Here is a 16,277-nt window from a genome sequence, read left to right on the forward strand (position 1 = left end):
TTACCTGACGACAGCGAGGCCAGTACTGGCGCGGCCTGCAGCGAGATTTACCACTTTGAGAGTAATTTTTTTAACTACGTTTATTGATCTATCTCACGAAAATATCTTCGGACTCTGGAAATTGGTGTGATAACTTTGTCAGCATCGCACCATAAGCAAGCTAGCTCACTCGTTGAGAGGAAGACGAAAATGACTCCGTTTATGACTGAAGATTTCCTGTTAGATACCGAATTTGCCCGCCGTCTGTATCACGACTACGCAAAAGACCAGCCGATTTTCGATTACCATTGCCATTTGCCGCCGCAGCAGATTGCGGAAGACTATCGTTTTAAAAACCTGTATGACATCTGGCTGAAAGGCGATCACTACAAATGGCGTGCTATGCGTACCAACGGTGTGGCCGAGCGTCTGTGTACCGGTGATGCGTCTGACCGTGAAAAATTTGACGCCTGGGCGGCGACTGTTCCGCACACTATCGGCAACCCGTTATACCACTGGACGCATCTTGAACTGCGTCGTCCATTCGGTATCACTGGCAAATTGCTTTCTCCGTCAACTGCCGATGAAATCTGGAACGAATGTAACGAACTGTTGGCGCAGGATAACTTCTCCGCGCGCGGCATCATGCAGCAGATGAACGTGAAAATGGTCGGCACGACCGATGACCCGATCGATTCTCTGGAGCATCACGCAGAGATCGCCAAAGACGGCTCTTTCACCATCAAAGTGCTGCCGAGCTGGCGTCCTGATAAAGCCTTCAACATCGAACAGGCGACCTTTAACGACTACATGGCGAAGCTGGGCGAAGTTTCCGATACCGACATCCGCCGCTTTGCTGATCTGCAAACTGCCCTGACCAAACGTCTGGATCACTTCGCCGCTCACGGCTGTAAAGTGTCTGACCACGCGCTGGATGTGGTGATGTTTGCTGAAGCGAACGAAGCGGAACTGGACAGCATTCTGGCGCGTCGTCTGGCTGGCGAAACCCTGAGCGAGCACGAAGTGGCACAGTTCAAAACTGCGGTGCTGGTGTTCCTTGGTGCCGAATATGCACGTCGCGGCTGGGTACAGCAGTACCACATTGGCGCACTGCGTAATAACAACCTGCGTCAGTTTAAACTGCTGGGGCCGGATGTCGGCTTTGACTCCATCAACGACCGTCCGATGGCGGAAGAGCTGTCTAAGCTGCTGAGCAAGCAGAACGAAGAAAACCTGCTACCGAAAACCATTCTCTACTGCCTGAACCCGCGCGATAACGAAGTGCTGGGCACCATGATCGGTAACTTCCAGGGCGAAGGTATGCCGGGCAAAATGCAGTTCGGTTCCGGCTGGTGGTTTAACGATCAGAAAGACGGTATGGAACGTCAGATGACCCAACTGGCGCAGCTCGGTCTGTTGAGCCGCTTTGTCGGTATGCTGACTGACAGCCGTAGCTTCCTGTCATACACCCGTCACGAATACTTCCGCCGCATTCTGTGCCAGATGATCGGTCGCTGGGTGGAAGCGGGCGAAGCACCGGCGGATATCAACCTGCTGGGCGAGATGGTGAAAAATATTTGCTTTAACAATGCGCGTGACTACTTCGCCATTGAACTGAACTAAGGTCTGGGGTTGATATGCAATACATCAAGATCCATGCGCTGGATAACGTCGCGGTCGCTTTAGCGGATTTGGCTGAAGGCACAGAAGTCAGTGTCGATAACCAGACTGTTACGCTGCGCCAGGATGTTGCTCGTGGACATAAATTTGCGTTAACGGATATCGCAAAAGGGGCCAACGTCATCAAATATGGCCTGCCGATTGGTTATGCATTGGCGGATATTGCGGCGGGGGAACACGTCCACGCCCACAATACGCGCACGAATCTGAGCGATTTGGATCAGTATCGCTATCAACCTGATTTTCAGGATCTGCCTGCGCAAGCGGCAGATCGTGAAGTGCAGATCTATCGTCGCGCTAACGGCGATGTCGGGGTGCGCAATGAGCTCTGGATCCTGCCAACCGTGGGCTGTGTTAACGGCATCGCGCGGCAGATCCAGAACCGTTTCCTGAAAGAGACCAACAACGCCGAAGGTACTGACGGCGTATTCCTCTTCAGCCACACCTACGGCTGCTCGCAGCTGGGCGACGATCACATCAATACCCGCACCATGCTGCAAAATATGGTGCGCCACCCGAACGCGGGCGCAGTGCTGGTGATTGGCCTGGGTTGTGAAAACAACCAGGTTGCCGCATTCCGTGAAACGCTGGGCGATATCGATCCTGAACGCGTTCATTTCATGATCTGCCAACAGCAGGATGATGAGATCGAAGCCGGGATCGAGCATCTGCATCAGCTGTATAACGTGATGCGCAACGACAAGCGCGAGCCAGGCAAACTCAGCGAACTGAAGTTTGGTCTGGAGTGCGGTGGTTCTGACGGTCTTTCTGGTATTACTGCTAACCCGATGCTGGGGCGTTTCTCTGACTACGTGATTGCTAACGGCGGTACTACCGTACTGACCGAAGTGCCGGAGATGTTTGGCGCAGAGCAGTTGCTGATGGACCATTGTCGTGACGAAGCAACGTTTGAAAAACTGGTCACCATGGTCAATGACTTCAAGCAGTACTTTATTGCCCATGACCAGCCGATTTACGAAAACCCATCACCGGGGAACAAAGCGGGTGGTATCACCACGCTGGAAGACAAATCACTTGGCTGTACCCAGAAAGCCGGTTCCAGTGTCGTGGTTGACGTGCTGCGTTACGGCGAGCGTCTGAAAACGCCGGGGCTGAACTTGTTAAGTGCGCCAGGTAACGATGCCGTAGCGACCAGCGCCCTGGCGGGTGCGGGCTGCCATATGGTGCTGTTCAGTACTGGTCGCGGCACGCCATACGGCGGCTTTGTACCGACGGTGAAAATCGCCACCAACAGCGAACTGGCGGCGAAGAAAAAACACTGGATCGACTTTGACGCGGGTCAGTTGATCCACGGTAAAGCGATGCCGCAGTTGCTGGAAGAATTCATCGATACCATCGTTGAGTTTGCCAACGGTAAGCAAACCTGTAACGAGCGTAACGACTTCCGCGAACTGGCGATCTTCAAAAGCGGCGTAACGCTATAAAGTCGAAATGAGTTGTTAATAAAAAACGGCGTTTCATAATGTGAAGCGCCGTTTGCTTTTCCATACCTGCTAAGGATTTATCATGACCGCGTATTGGCTGGCCCAGGGCGTGGGTGTCATCGCCTTTCTGATTGGTATCACAACATTTTTCAATCGTGACGAACGTCGCTTCAAAAAGCAGCTTTCGGTCTATAGCGCCGTTATTGGCGTACATTTTTTTCTTCTGGGCACCTATCCCGCTGGTGCCAGTGCCATCCTTAATGCCATTCGTACATTGATTACCTTACGCACGCGCAGCTTATGGGTAATGGCGATTTTTATTGTGCTGACTGGCGGAATTGGCCTCGCGAAGTTCCATCATCCTGTCGAACTATTGCCGGTTATCGGCACGATTGTCAGTACCTGGGCGCTGTTTCGCTGTAAAGGGCTGACCATGCGCTGCGTGATGTGGTTTTCAACGTGTTGCTGGGTGATTCACAACTTCTGGGCGGGGTCGATAGGCGGCACGATGATTGAGGGGAGTTTTCTGCTTATGAATGGCCTGAATATCATTCGTTTCTGGCGGATGCAGAAAAGGGGGATTGATCCGTTTAAAGTAGAGAAAACCCCTTCCGCCGTAGACGAAAGGGGTTAAACAATTAATTACGCAGGGCGCTATTTGCCAGACGATCGTCTTCCGCCTGGCAAGCTGCCGCAGTGAACAGCACGTCAGTTGAAGAGTTCAGCGCGGTTTCGCAAGAGTCCTGCAATACGCCGATGATAAAGCCGACGGCAACCACCTGCATGGCGATATCGTTCGAAATACCGAACATATTACAGGCCAGCGGGATCAGCAGCAGAGAACCCCCCGCCACGCCGGATGCGCCACAGGCACACAGAGAAGCCACAACGCTCAACAGCAGCGCTGTGGGCAGATCGACCGGAATACCCAGCGTATTAACTGCAGCCAGCGTCAACACGGTAATGGTGATTGCTGCGCCCGCCATATTGATGGTGGCACCCAGCGGAATAGAAACGGAATAGGTATCGCGATCCAGATTCAGCTTTTCACACAGCGCCATATTCACCGGAATGTTCGCTGCAGAGCTGCGGGTGAAGAAGGCATACACACCGCTTTCACGCAGGCACAGCAGCACCAGCGGGAACGGGTTACGACGAATTTTCCACCACACCAGCAATGGGTTAACCACCAGCGCCACCAGTAACATACAGCCAACCAGCACGACCAGCAGTTGCGCGTAGCCCCACAGTGTGGAGAAACCGGTGGTTGCCAGGGTAGAAGAAACCAGACCAAAAATACCGATCGGTGCGAAGCGAATGACCAGTTTCACCATAAAGGTGACGGCATTCGACATATCGTTGACCAGGTTTTTGGTGGTCTCGTTACCGTGACGCAGTGCGAAACCGAGGCCAATTGCCCACACCAGAATCCCGATGTAGTTACCTTTCAGCAGCGCGTCGATGGGGTTGGAAACCATGCTCATTACCAGCCCGCGCATCACTTCGACAATGCCTGACGGCGGCGAAATATCACCCGCGCTACTGGACAAGTGCAGGGTAGAAGGGAAGGCAAAGCTGAAGACTACTGCGGCCAGAGCAGCAGAGAAGGTGCCCAGTAGATAGAGGAACAAAATAGGACGGATATTGGTTTTCTGCCCGTGCTGGTGGTTAGCAATAGACGCCATTACCAGCATCAACACCAGGATGGGGGCAACGGCTTTCAGTGCGCCGACGAACAAAGTACCTAACAGACCAACAGCTTCCGCCGCGGGTTTTGAGATCCATGCCAGAAGAATCCCCAGAACAAGGCCGACCAGGATTTGTTTTACCAGGCTGCCATGAGCCAGACGCCGGAATAGCCCCGGTGAACGTTGCGTAGTCATTTTTCGATCCTTTCATTGTGTTGTCGCACATCCCTGGTGCGTTCTGTCGACGCATCTTTCAGGATGTAACAAAGTGTTTGCAAGGTCGAGTATAAGGAAAGTTACAGCTTCGGGAAGCGAAAAATGCTGGATTTTAAAGAGAGGTCATATTTTGCAACTTAATGGTTACATTTATTTGACATAAACAGAGGGAAGGACTGGCTACTAAGGCTGATTAGATAACATATGGGCAAAACTATTTGGAATATGAGAACGGTTGCGCTCCTTTAATGTGCTATGCCATATAAAGTCAATGCCGCAGGGAGCGCGCAGGGGGCGGCCAATCGCCGCCGCCCCCTGCACCCCCAGGCTCTGGCGAACAAAATCGCCGCTGCGCGGTTCCCTCAGCTTATCCCTTGCGGCTACCGGGTCGGGCGCAAGGGAACGTCCCTGTAAGATGCGCCCTCGCCGCGCATCCATGCGCGTCGCCCCGGCCTCCAGGGAACGCTTCGGCGATTTTGACGCCACCAACACCCGTGCGGTCTTTTTGTAAAGAGCTATAAGCCGATTACATAATTAATAGCTCACCTTTGTCTGGAATGAGTTATCTCTAGTAATGGCTTAATATACAGCGAATCATTCTCCCCGCTGCTTATCATGCCGATAATTCACCCAGGCGTTGATAATAAACGTCATCACCAGAATGCCAAACACCACGCCCAGCGAGACGGCGATTGGAATATGGTAGAAGTCGACAATCAGCATCTTGATACCGATAAACACCAGAATCACCGCCAGGCCATATTTGAGCATCGAGAAACGTTCTGCTACGCCCGCCAGCAGGAAATACATCGCACGCAGGCCGAGGATCGCAAACAGGTTTGAGGTCAGCACAATGAACGGGTCAGTGGTCACGGCGAAGATAGCCGGAATGCTATCCACGGCGAAAATCACGTCGCTCAATTCCACCAGAATCAGCACCAGCATCAGCGGCGTGGCATACAGCAAGCCATTTTTACGCACAAAGAAATGCTCGTTGTCGATGGTGTCGGTCATACGCAAATGACCGCGCAGCCAGCGCACCAGCGGCTTGTCGCCAATGCCTGATTCATCTTCATGGGCCAGCGCCATCTTCACGCCGGTAAACAGCAGGAAGGCACCGAAGATATACAGGATCCAGTCGAACTGCGAAATCAGCCAGCTGCCAGTGAAGATCATGATGGTACGCAGAACAATCGCCCCGAGCACGCCATACACCAGCACGCGGCGTTGTAATGCCGCCGGAACAGAGAAATAGCTGAACAACATCAGCCAGACAAAGACGTTATCGACCGCCAGCGATTTCTCAATCAGATAACCCGTGAGAAAGGCCAGTGCCTGTGGATCGGCAACGGCGCGACCTTCGGTTTGCACCAGATACCACCAGAAAGCGGCGTTAAACAGTAACGACAGCGTCACCCAGACCAGCGACCAGGCCGCAGCCTGTTTCATGGTCATGGCATGTGCCCCACGACGCCCCTGCAACAACAGGTCGATAGCCAGCATAATGGCGACAACAACAGCGAATCCGCCCCATAGCAACGGCGTGCCGACAGTATTCATAGAAGTTCCTTACACATAAAAAAAACGGCCAACGTCGGAAGACGTCAGCCGCTGCTTTTTATGCATAGACCTCGCCTTCCGGCAAGGTCTCACTTACAACAAAAAAGGAATACGTCTGCGTATTCCTTTCGGGTTGCCCGGTGACCGGATGTGGTTTTTCACACATCGTAATGACGATCGACCGGCAATGAAGTTACTCCCCTTTGCAGGTAACAAAGTATGACAGACCATTCAGCCAGTCAATGGTCTGTTACATACCTTTTACACTGTTTTACTTTGGCAATTATAGTTTTACGCTATCTGCTGGAAAAATCACCCCAGTCTGGCGGCGGATCTCGGTCAGCAGTTTGGCGGTGATGCGACTGACCGTCAGCCCTGGATGATCCACCAGATGCTCATCCACCAGTTCAGCAAACAGCTCTGCTTCGTAGAGCATGGTATTAATATGCTGCGGCTGGGTGAGATCCTGCATCTGGCTGCCACGCGGCACAAAGCAGACTTTCTGGCATTCAGACAGTTTTTCAATCACCAGCGATCCTGCTTCGCCCTGAATCTCGCTTGCCAGGACAGAATCACTCACTTTTGAGTGCTGCAAGGTGACGCTGAAATCACCGTAATCCATCACCACCACGCCGTGGGCATCTACGCCGCTTGCCAACAAACTGGCGGTTGCCTGCACGCTTTTCGGTTCACCAAATAACGCTACCGCCGACGCCAGGCAGTAAAAGCCGATATCCATAATCGAACCGTTAGAGAATGCTGGATTAAAGGTGTTGGGATTCTCACCGTCCAGGTAACGTTGATACCGCGAGGAATACTGGCAATAGTTGAAAAAGACTTTACGCAGTTTGCCGACTTTCGGCAGTGCCTGGCGTAACAGATGAAAGTTCGGCAGGTAGGCCGTTTTAAATGCCTCAAACAGCACCACCTGATTTTCCCGCGCACAGGCAATGGCGGCATCCACTTCCGCCAGATTCGATGCCAGCGGCTTCTCGCAAATCACATGAATTTTGTGGCTAAGGAAAAGTTGTGTCTGGGAAAAGTGCAGGGCATTCGGGCTGGCAATATACACCGCGTCAATGGCATCGCTTTCCGCCATCGCTTCCAGCGACGTAAACAGATGCTCGACAGAAAAATCATTGGCAAAGTGCTGGGCCTGTTCAAGGCTGCGGGAATATACGGCGGTTAACTTGTATTTACCGCTCTCATGGGCGGCCTCGACGAACTGGCGAGTGATCCAGTTCGTACCAATCACAGCGAAACGTATCATAACGCGTGGATACTCCATAAAGGGATTCTGTCGTCAATGTAGCACGCCTTTTTCATCTTCGACGTGCGCAGATACGCATTATTCTTTCGCCGGACAGCCATGCTCACTAAACGGCCCAATCATGACCGATGGCCCGAGATATTTCGGCTGGCGATGGAGGATTTTTGCGTCAATCACCGCGCTGACTCTGGCGAGTTTCTCCCGTAACTGAGTATAAAAACCGTGCTTCATATTGAGGTCTGGCGCGTTAAAGCCGATAGCGTCGATGCCGTACTGTTTTGCCAGCCAGATGGCGCGTTGGTTATGAAATTCTTGCGAAATAATGGTGATATGGTTTTCCCCAAACACCTTTTTGGCACGCACTACCGAATCCAGCGTTGAGAATCCGGCATAGTCGCAGAAGATCACTTTCGCCGGTACGCCTTTAGCGATCAAAGCCTGCTGCATACCTGAGGCTTCATCGTAATTTTTACGTCCGTTATCGCCACTTACCAGTAGCCATTTCACTTTTCCGGCGTGGTACAACGCTGCTGCGGTATCAATACGTCGGGTAAAGTAGCGATTACCCGGCCTCGCCCCCAGCAATAAACCCACGTTACGCGCCGGAACTGCGTTGACATCGCTCCAGGTCAGCTGCTTGCTGGTGTTGACCATAACGCGATCGGCAATAAAAAGGGTCGCTCCTGCTGTAAGCAACAATAAACAGCCAATCTTAAGAGTCCGGCGAGAAAAACAAATACGGAGAAGAAGGCGGGCAAAGGCGCGCAGCATGGTCGTTATCCTTAACGAAAGGGGGGAGGTCGATTTTAGGCGCTAAAGGAAGAAAAGATAACGCCTGACATCATTTTCAGATTTTGTCCTGCCCAAGTGACAACTGCGTTAGCCACAGACGAGTGTCGAATTCAAGCTGGTGGTACTGCGGCTCCATATGACAGCACAATTGATAGAACGCTTTGTTATGCTCTTTCTCCTTCAGGTGCGCCAACTCGTGCACCACGATCATGCGCAAAAACGGTTCCGGCGCGTTGCGAAACACGGTAGCGACGCGGATCTCCGCCTTTGCTTTCAGCTTACCGCCCTGCACACGCGAAATAGCGGTATGTAACCCGAGCGCGTTTTTCAGCACATGGATCTTATTGTCATACATCACTTTAGTGATCGGCGGGGCATTGCGCAGAAACTGATTTTTCAGATCCTGGGTATATTGCCAGAGGGCTTTATCGGTGGCGTAGTCGTGTGTTCCCGGATAGCGTTTTGCCAGCACATCGCCCAGACGCTGTTCGTTAATCAGCGTTCGCACCTGGGAAAGTAGCTGGTCGGGATAACCCTGAAGATAAGTAAGATTGCTCATAACCGCCCACGAAAAAGAGAAAAAGGGTATACTCACGCACCCTTTTCAGGGGCAACGTCGAAATTTTATCATTCAGGAGGGCCGATGAGCCACTTAGACAACGGTTTCCGTTCACTGACACTACAACGTTTTCCGGCGACGGATGACGTTAACCCGCTACAGGCGTGGGAAGCGGCGGATGAATATTTGCTGCAACAGTTGGACGACACAGAAATCCGCGGCCCGGTGTTGATCCTGAATGATGCCTTTGGTGCGTTAAGTTGTGCACTGGCGGAACATAAGCCTTACAGCATTGGCGACTCATACATCAGCGAACTGGCGACGCGCGAGAATTTACGCCTCAACGGGATTGATGAATCGAGCGTGAAGTTTCTCGACAGCACCGCTGACTACCCGCAACAGCCGGGCGTGGTACTGATCAAAGTACCGAAAACACTGGCGTTGCTGGAACAACAACTGCGTGCGCTGCGCAAAGTGGTCACGCCGGATACACGTATTATTGCCGGTGCCAAAGCCCGTGACATCCACACTTCCACGCTGGAACTGTTCGAAAAAGTGCTCGGCCCGACCACCACCACGCTGGCATGGAAGAAGGCACGCTTAATTAACTGTACTTTCAACGAGCCGCCGCTGGCCGATGCGCCGCAGACCGTTAGCTGGAAACTGGAAGGTACTGACTGGACTATCCACAACCATGCGAATGTCTTCTCCCGCACCGGGCTGGATATTGGCGCGCGCTTCTTTATGCAGCATCTGCCAGAGAATCTCGAAGGTGAGATTGTCGATCTCGGTTGTGGTAATGGCGTTATTGGTCTGACGCTGCTTGATAAAAACCCGCAGGCGAAAGTGGTGTTTGTCGATGAATCGCCGATGGCGGTTGCTTCCAGCCGTTTGAACGTTGAAACCAACATGCCAGAGGCGTTGGATCGCTGCGAGTTTATGATCAACAACGCGCTCTCCGGCGTGGAGCCTTTCCGCTTTAATGCTGTGCTCTGCAACCCGCCGTTTCATCAGCAACATGCGCTGACCGATAACGTCGCCTGGGAGATGTTCCACCACGCCCGCCGCTGTCTGAAAATCAACGGCGAGCTGTATATCGTTGCCAACCGTCACCTGGATTACTTCCATAAACTGAAGAAGATTTTCGGCAACTGCACCACCATCGCCACGAATAATAAATTTGTGGTGCTGAAAGCAGTGAAGCTGGGGCGTCGTCGGTAAGATTGGCAGCTACCTGCCAGATAAGGCGTAAACGCCTTATCTGGCATACGTTCAGCACATTACCCCCAGGTCGGATAAGACGCGGCAAGCGTCGCATCCGGCACTTCAATGCACGATTTAAATCTCCAGCGCCAGCCGTGTTCCCTGGGCAATTGCCCGTCGTGCGTCCAGCTCCATAGCTACATCGCAGCCGCCAATTAAATGCACAGTTTTCCCGCTATCAATCAGCGGTTGCGCCAGCGCGCGGTTTGGCTCTTGCCCTGCGCAGATCACCACATTGTCCACTGCTAATACCTGCGTTTCGCCGTTGATCACCACATGCAGCCCGTCATCGTCGATCTTCTGATAACTTACGCCTGGGATCATTTTCACGCCGCGCGAGAGCAGGGTGGTGCGATGGATCCAGCCGGTGGTTTTGCCTAACCCCTGTCCCGGTTTGCTGGCTTTGCGCTGGAGCATCACAATCTGCCGTGGGCTACGCGGGATCTGCATTCCCTGCGGGCTTAAGCCACCAGCCTGTTGCAGGCTGCTGTCGATCCCCCACTCATTACAGAACTCGGCAATGTTCTTGCTGGTGGACTCACCCGGCTGACTTAAAAACATCGCCGTATCAAAACCAATCCCGCCACAACCGATGATTGCTACCTTTTTGCCCACAGGCGCTTTGTCGCGCAGTACGTCGAGATAACTCAACACCTTCGGATGATCGATTCCGTCGATAGGTGGAATGCGCGGTACGATCCCGCTAGCGAGGATCGTTTCATCGAACGACTGTAACTGATCCGCCGTCACGGTGTGATTGAGTTTCAGCGTCACGCCTGTTACTTCGATCATCCGGCGGTAATAGCGCAGCGTTTCGTAAAACTCCTCTTTGCCAGGGATCTGTTTGGCGATATTAAACTGACCGCCGATCTCACTGTGAGCATCAAACAACGTTACCTGATGACCACGTGCCGCCGCGTTAATGGCAAACGCCAGCCCAGCCGGACCAGCGCCGACCACCGCCAGATTTTTTTTCTGCACGGCGGGAAGGATCGGCATTTTGGTTTCGTGGCAGGCGCGAGGATTCACCAGGCACGAGGTGACTTTGCCAACGAAGATCTGATCGAGGCAGGCTTGATTGCAGCCAATACAGGTGTTGATCTCATCGGCTCGCCCCGATTGCGCTTTTGACAGCAGTTCCGCATCAGCAAGAAACGGTCGCGCCATCGATACCATATCGGCATCACCGCGCGAGAGAATGTCGTCGGCAACCTGCGGATCGTTAATCCGGTTGGTGGTCACCAGCGGTAGCGAGACGTGGCCTTTCAGTTTGCGCGTGACCCAGCTAAATGCGCCGCGCGGCACGGGCGTGGCGATGGTCGGAATACGCGCTTCATGCCAGCCAATGCCAGTATTAATAATGGTTGCGCCCGCCGCTTCGATGGCCTGCGCCAGTTCTACCGTTTCGGCAAAAGTACCGCCGCCTTCGACCAGGTCGAGCATCGACAGACGGTAGATAATAATGAAGTCATTGCCGACGCGTTCGCGCACTGCTCGCACCACTTCAACTGCAAAGCGCATCCGGTTAGGGTAATCGCCGCCCCACTGGTCGTTACGCTGGTTAGTGCGCAGGGTCAGAAATTCGTTGATCAAATACCCTTCGGAACCCATCACCTCTACGCCATCGTATCCGGCCTCCCGCGCCAGTTGCGCGCAGCGGGCGAAATTGTCGATCAGTTGCAGGATCTCTTCATGGCTTAACTCATGGGGCACGAAACGGTTGATGGGAGCCTGCAATGCGGAAGGAGCGACCAGATGCGGTTGGTAGCTGTAGCGCCCGGTATGCAAAATTTGCAGGGCGATTTTGCCGCCTTCCTGATGTACGGCTTCGGTTATGGTGCGATGGTGCGGGATCTGGCTTGCGTCATTGAGCATTGCGCCGCCTTCCATGCCAACGCCTGTTAAATCTGGTGCAATACCGCCGCTGACAATCAACGCCACGCCATGACGGGCGCGTTCCGCGTAAAACGCTGCCAGCCGTTCAGCGCCGTCCGGGTATTCCTCCAGTCCCGTGTGCATTGAACCCATCAGTACTCGGTTTTTTAACGTGGTGAAGCCTAAATCCAGCGGGGCGAACAGCGACGGGTAGCTCATAAAATTGTCCAGTATGTAAAATAATTGTTATGTGGTCGGATGAGTTCTAATTTAGCCGTCGCCGGAGAAAAGGGAAAAGGGGAGTGCGGGGTTTGTGATGGGATTCAAAAAGAATACGCCCGGTGGTAACGCCGGATGCAACGCTTGCCGCGTTTTATCCGGCCTGGGGGATTGCACATGTAGGGCGGATAAGGCGTTTACGCCGCATCCGCCAGCCATTGCAAATTACTGCTTACGGAAAAAATCGTTATACAACATATACAAATGCGCGGCACTCCAGGAGAAATTGGGTGCTCCTTGCTGCGCGCCAGTGAGCGGGTTGTAATTCTCCTGAATCGGACCATCGGCGGTTAATCCTTTGGCGTGCTGGAAGAACGTATCCGCCAGCTTCAGGGCATCATCGCGATAACCGTAACGCTCCATCCCTTTCAGACCAAACCAGAACTGATCCACCCACACGCGCCCGCGCCAGTAAATATCTGCGCCAAAGGCCGGATTGGTTAACGCCGCCGTTCCCAGCGGAACAAAGGTGTTGAACTCTTTAGGATCGAGCATCACCTTCACCACCGCGTCGGCGTTGGCCTGCGTTGCTGCACCGTTAAACAGCGGTGACCAGCCTTCTGGCCCTTTACCGCGCTCGACAATCGGTTTGCCCGCGCAGCCGTTCGCCAGTGGTTTATCTTCAATGCGCACGTCATAGTAGAATTGTGTAGTCGGGTCGAACATACAGGTGTTGATGTAGTCCGCGAGCTGCTGTGCCAACTGGCGATAGCGTTGGGCCTCTTCCGGCTTACCGAGTATGGTTGCCATCTCCGCCAGATAATGGTTATCGCTGTACATATAGCTGGCCTGATCCACCGACTCCTGCAATAGCGAGTAGCCCAGCAACGTTCCGTCCTGACTGCGGTTTTCGGCGAATTTCACCGTCCAGTCGCTACGTTTGCCGCCATTAGCGACATATTTATCCAGCTGTTCTTTGTCGATAAACCCAAAGACGGCGGCGTCATCACGACCTGATTCCCACGACGCAGCAACCTGTGCCGGAATTTCCAGACTGTCGTACTGGCCTTTCTCCACCACACGGGCGTAGTTGTTCAGCCCAGACTGCGTCTCTTCTTTGTCGCCTTTTTTCACCGTAAACAGCATCTCGCCGCTCTCGGTGTTGTGGGCTTTGTCGCGGGTCGCGCCATATTCCGGCACGCCGTTGCCGTTGTGATCGCGGTTACGTAACCACCAGTCGTGATAGGCCACCAGCTTCGGGTACATCTCTGCCAACCAGGCTTTATCCTGGGTGACGTTGTACACTTCCATCACCGACCAGGCGGCAAGGCTGGGTTTGGTATTACGTTCGTTCCAGTTGCCGCCATCGCCGCCACGCTCGGGGCTAAGGTTCCACGCTATCAGGTCGGGAACAAAGCCCACATCCTGCGGACGCACGCGGTCGCCGGGCTGGATCTGCCAGGAGAAGACCGCGCGGATATTCTCTTTGGCGATGTCCGGATTGAAATGCGCCATCGCAAACGCCTGCTTCCAGGTATCCCACGGCCAGGTCTGATTGCCGGAGAACCAGCGCCCAGTCACCGACGGCGTGACGGTGTTATATTTCACCGCACCGCCCGGTGAGCGCCAGTTACCGTTGAGCGTTTCGATCGCTTTCACCGCGACGCGCGTCTGTTCCGGCGTCGCATCCGGATTGGTTAACCCTTTCTTCAGATACTCTTCCCAGCGTTGCTGCGAGGCGGTGAGATAAAACGCCGGACGCGCCAGAATATCGCGGATCTGCATTTGCTCTTTGCTAACTTCCTGAGCGGTCAGCAGATGGGAATAGGTGGTGTAGAGCGTCGTCGAACCGTTGATATGCGCCTTACTGGTAAAGCGATTACCGTTGATTTCAGTCTGCACCGGCAGGGATTTATGCACCTGATATTCTGATTCACCGGAGGTCAGCAGATCCCAGGTGGCGCGCACTTTGCCAAAGGTGACTTTCAGGCCATCACGGGTGGCGCTGATTTTGCGCTGATAGTCAGGGTACTCGCCAGCAATGGTTTTATCGGAAAGCGGTTTCCCTTCTTTCGCTTCCAGTTTTTCCAGCAGTTCACCGTCCCACACCAGATCCAGCGGTTTATTGCTGGTGATTTTGGTTTCCAGTAGTGACATGCGCGGCGTGGCGAAGCGAAGAGTCATTTCGACCTGCACATCTTTTGCTGTCAGTTTTTGCACCAGCGCGCCGGGAATACTGTATGCCTCCAGCGTGAAGTCGACTTTCTTGCCGTCCTGCCAGACGGTCAGGCGGTCGAAATTGCTGGCCATAAAGTTGATGTATTCTTCCGTCAGCAGCGCAACGCCTGGAAAACCGCCCATGGTATTCGGGCCGTCTGGCAACAGATGACCATGCCAGGCTCCGAGATCGAAAAACGGATTAAAACGCTGGTGATCGTCGTAATCGTAATCCTTCATGTACTGCGGCGCGCCAGTACGGTTAATCACGTTTTTATAATTGTCGGCGTCAGCGGCATGGGCGGAAAAACTTATCAGCAGAGCGCAGGTTACTGGCGTTAAAATAGTTTTTATTTTCATGAGATTACAGTCCTTATTACCAGTAAAAATATTGCATCAGGAAGATTTGGTCGCTGGGATCGTGAGAGGCATTTTTCATGTAGAAGCGGCTATCAAAAGCCGTTGCGAAACGTCCGCCGCCGTATTCGTACCAGATACCAAACTGCATGAAAGAGGTGGTTTCATCGTCAGCGTGGTCAGGGCGATGTTTGGCGTAGGTGTAAGCGGTGGAGAGATAAACGCCCTTTAACGCTTCATACATGGCGCTCACCATCATCCCGCTTTCACTTCCCGGTACGTCCAGCCCGTCGGCGCGTCCAGTATGGTGCCAGGCGCGAGCGGCAAAGTTAGGAGTAAGCAGGCCCGTGAGATAGAGCTGTCCTGTGCCGTCGGTGATTTCCAGACCGTTCATCCAGGTGATGCCTTCGGCAAGGTCATACTGGATGTAACCGTTCATCATTGCCGGATAGGTGTATTTGTCGTCGTAGCGATCGTACTTGCCAAAATGTAGCCAGGCTTTGCTTTCGTCATGATGTCCGGCAGGTGTGGCGGTAACGCTATAACGAAAGTTGCCGCTTAAGTTCTGCACCTTCAGCGCGGTCATAATGTCGCGGGTATTGGGAATGACGTAGCCCAGATCGGGGGTGAAATCGCCCCACCATTGCAGGTCATCCAGTGAGGAATCCTGACGCAGACTGAGCATGATTTCGGTGCCATCATTGGTACGATAACCGCCATAGAAACGGTTAATTCCGCCCTCGAAACCACCCCAGCTATGGTCTGGAACCCAGGCATTGCCGTCGTGGTCGGCCTGCACGGTCCAGCCTTCGCCGTAAATCAGGCCGAACTAGGATCCGTACTTCATCTCCAGGCCACCTTCAATATAGGTGCCGTCGCTGTATTTATGTTTATTCTCACCCTCTAAATCCATATATCCACCAACCCCTAATTCGCCGTAAAAACGAAATGAAGGAGAAGACATCGAGGTAATGGCGGGCGTTTTTGTGTCGTCATGTTCTGCCGGACGTACTTCTTCTCCTGCCGCAGAAAAGGCGTAGCAAAACGGCAGAGCAAGTAATGCTCTGCATGGTGCAGTGATTAATTTCATTGTGTTAATCCATGAGCTAAAGAAAAAATACAGCCTTTTATCGTTGTAATTATAAAAATATAAAGGC

Annotated in this window: 11 protein-coding genes and 1 pseudogene; 4 read left to right on the forward strand and 8 right to left on the reverse strand. The window is 53.2% G+C overall.

What is annotated here, in order from left to right; translation table 11 throughout:
* Positions 1-189 precede the first annotated feature (189 nt).
* The 3 genes from uxaC to ACJHWK_RS04545 all read left to right on the forward strand — a co-directional run bounded on the left by uxaC (position 190) and on the right by ACJHWK_RS04545 (position 3,738).
* On the forward strand, positions 190-1,602 hold the full coding sequence (gene uxaC, locus ACJHWK_RS04535) for a glucuronate isomerase (RefSeq protein WP_000187442.1): 1,413 nt from the start codon (positions 190-192) through the stop codon (positions 1,600-1,602).
* Between the two features lie 14 nt (positions 1,603-1,616).
* Positions 1,617-3,104, forward strand: a complete 1,488-nt coding sequence (gene uxaA, locus ACJHWK_RS04540; protein ID WP_001199376.1) for an altronate dehydratase — start codon at positions 1,617-1,619, stop codon at positions 3,102-3,104.
* An 82-nt stretch (positions 3,105-3,186) separates the two neighbouring features.
* Complete coding sequence (locus ACJHWK_RS04545) at positions 3,187-3,738, forward strand: YgjV family protein (protein WP_000128138.1); 552 nt, start codon at positions 3,187-3,189, stop codon at positions 3,736-3,738.
* Positions 3,739-3,742: 4 nt separating this feature from the next.
* Here the strand turns inward: ACJHWK_RS04545 and sstT are convergent, their stop codons facing one another.
* The 5 genes from sstT to ACJHWK_RS04570 all read right to left on the reverse strand — a co-directional run bounded on the left by sstT (position 3,743) and on the right by ACJHWK_RS04570 (position 9,189).
* Positions 3,743-4,987 (reverse strand): serine/threonine transporter SstT, encoded by a 1,245-nt coding sequence (sstT, locus tag ACJHWK_RS04550; RefSeq protein WP_000211655.1) that lies wholly within the window; start codon positions 4,985-4,987, stop codon positions 3,743-3,745.
* 615 nt (positions 4,988-5,602) lie between these two features.
* Entirely contained in the window at positions 5,603-6,568 is a 966-nt protein-coding gene (alx, locus tag ACJHWK_RS04555) for a TerC family membrane protein Alx (RefSeq protein ID WP_001098805.1), read from the reverse strand.
* 283 nt (positions 6,569-6,851) lie between these two features.
* Positions 6,852-7,838, reverse strand: a complete 987-nt coding sequence (locus ACJHWK_RS04560) for a Gfo/Idh/MocA family protein (RefSeq protein WP_001521371.1) — start codon at positions 7,836-7,838, stop codon at positions 6,852-6,854.
* Between the two features lie 78 nt (positions 7,839-7,916).
* On the reverse strand, positions 7,917-8,609 hold the full coding sequence (locus ACJHWK_RS04565) for a vancomycin high temperature exclusion protein (protein WP_001521370.1): 693 nt from the start codon (positions 8,607-8,609) through the stop codon (positions 7,917-7,919).
* A 76-nt stretch (positions 8,610-8,685) separates the two neighbouring features.
* Complete coding sequence (locus tag ACJHWK_RS04570) at positions 8,686-9,189, reverse strand: M48 family metallopeptidase (protein ID WP_001389445.1); 504 nt, start codon at positions 9,187-9,189, stop codon at positions 8,686-8,688.
* A gap of 84 nt (positions 9,190-9,273) precedes the next feature.
* Between ACJHWK_RS04570 and rlmG the strand changes: the two genes are divergently transcribed.
* The gene (gene rlmG, locus ACJHWK_RS04575) at positions 9,274-10,410 is read left to right on the forward strand and encodes a 23S rRNA (guanine(1835)-N(2))-methyltransferase RlmG (protein ID WP_000018671.1); all 1,137 of its coding nucleotides are present in this window, start codon (positions 9,274-9,276) and stop codon (positions 10,408-10,410) included.
* Positions 10,411-10,527: 117 nt separating this feature from the next.
* Here rlmG and fadH read toward each other — a convergent pair whose 3' ends face one another.
* The 3 genes and pseudogenes from fadH to ygjJ form a co-directional block, all read right to left on the reverse strand.
* On the reverse strand, positions 10,528-12,546 hold the full coding sequence (gene fadH / locus ACJHWK_RS04580) for an NADPH-dependent 2,4-dienoyl-CoA reductase (protein ID WP_001521368.1): 2,019 nt from the start codon (positions 12,544-12,546) through the stop codon (positions 10,528-10,530).
* Positions 12,547-12,771: 225 nt separating this feature from the next.
* Entirely contained in the window at positions 12,772-15,123 is a 2,352-nt protein-coding gene (ygjK, locus tag ACJHWK_RS04585; RefSeq protein ID WP_170886165.1) for an alpha-glucosidase, read from the reverse strand.
* 16 nt (positions 15,124-15,139) lie between these two features.
* Positions 15,140-16,210: pseudogene (gene ygjJ, locus ACJHWK_RS04590) on the reverse strand (protein YgjJ).
* Positions 16,211-16,277: the final 67 nt, after the last annotated feature.

Source organism: Escherichia sp. WS547, assembly GCF_046486065.1.
In the GTDB taxonomy this organism is placed as follows: Bacteria; Pseudomonadota; Gammaproteobacteria; order Enterobacterales; family Enterobacteriaceae; genus Escherichia; species Escherichia coli.

What these genes read in the sequence shown, in the direction of transcription:
- uxaC (WP_000187442.1), top strand. Translation starts at nt 190, where the DNA reads ATGACTCCGTTTATGACTGAAGATTTCCTGTTAGATACCGAATTTGCC.
- uxaA (WP_001199376.1), top strand. Translation starts at nt 1,617, where the DNA reads ATGCAATACATCAAGATCCATGCGCTGGATAACGTCGCGGTCGCTTTA.
- ACJHWK_RS04545 (WP_000128138.1), top strand. Translation starts at nt 3,187, where the DNA reads ATGACCGCGTATTGGCTGGCCCAGGGCGTGGGTGTCATCGCCTTTCTG.
- sstT (WP_000211655.1), bottom strand. Translation starts at nt 4,987, where the DNA reads ATGACTACGCAACGTTCACCGGGGCTATTCCGGCGTCTGGCTCATGGC.
- alx (WP_001098805.1), bottom strand. Translation starts at nt 6,568, where the DNA reads ATGAATACTGTCGGCACGCCGTTGCTATGGGGCGGATTCGCTGTTGTT.
- ACJHWK_RS04560 (WP_001521371.1), bottom strand. Translation starts at nt 7,838, where the DNA reads ATGATACGTTTCGCTGTGATTGGTACGAACTGGATCACTCGCCAGTTC.
- ACJHWK_RS04565 (WP_001521370.1), bottom strand. Translation starts at nt 8,609, where the DNA reads ATGCTGCGCGCCTTTGCCCGCCTTCTTCTCCGTATTTGTTTTTCTCGC.
- ACJHWK_RS04570 (WP_001389445.1), bottom strand. Translation starts at nt 9,189, where the DNA reads ATGAGCAATCTTACTTATCTTCAGGGTTATCCCGACCAGCTACTTTCC.
- rlmG (WP_000018671.1), top strand. Translation starts at nt 9,274, where the DNA reads ATGAGCCACTTAGACAACGGTTTCCGTTCACTGACACTACAACGTTTT.
- fadH (WP_001521368.1), bottom strand. Translation starts at nt 12,546, where the DNA reads ATGAGCTACCCGTCGCTGTTCGCCCCGCTGGATTTAGGCTTCACCACG.
- ygjK (WP_170886165.1), bottom strand. Translation starts at nt 15,123, where the DNA reads ATGAAAATAAAAACTATTTTAACGCCAGTAACCTGCGCTCTGCTGATA.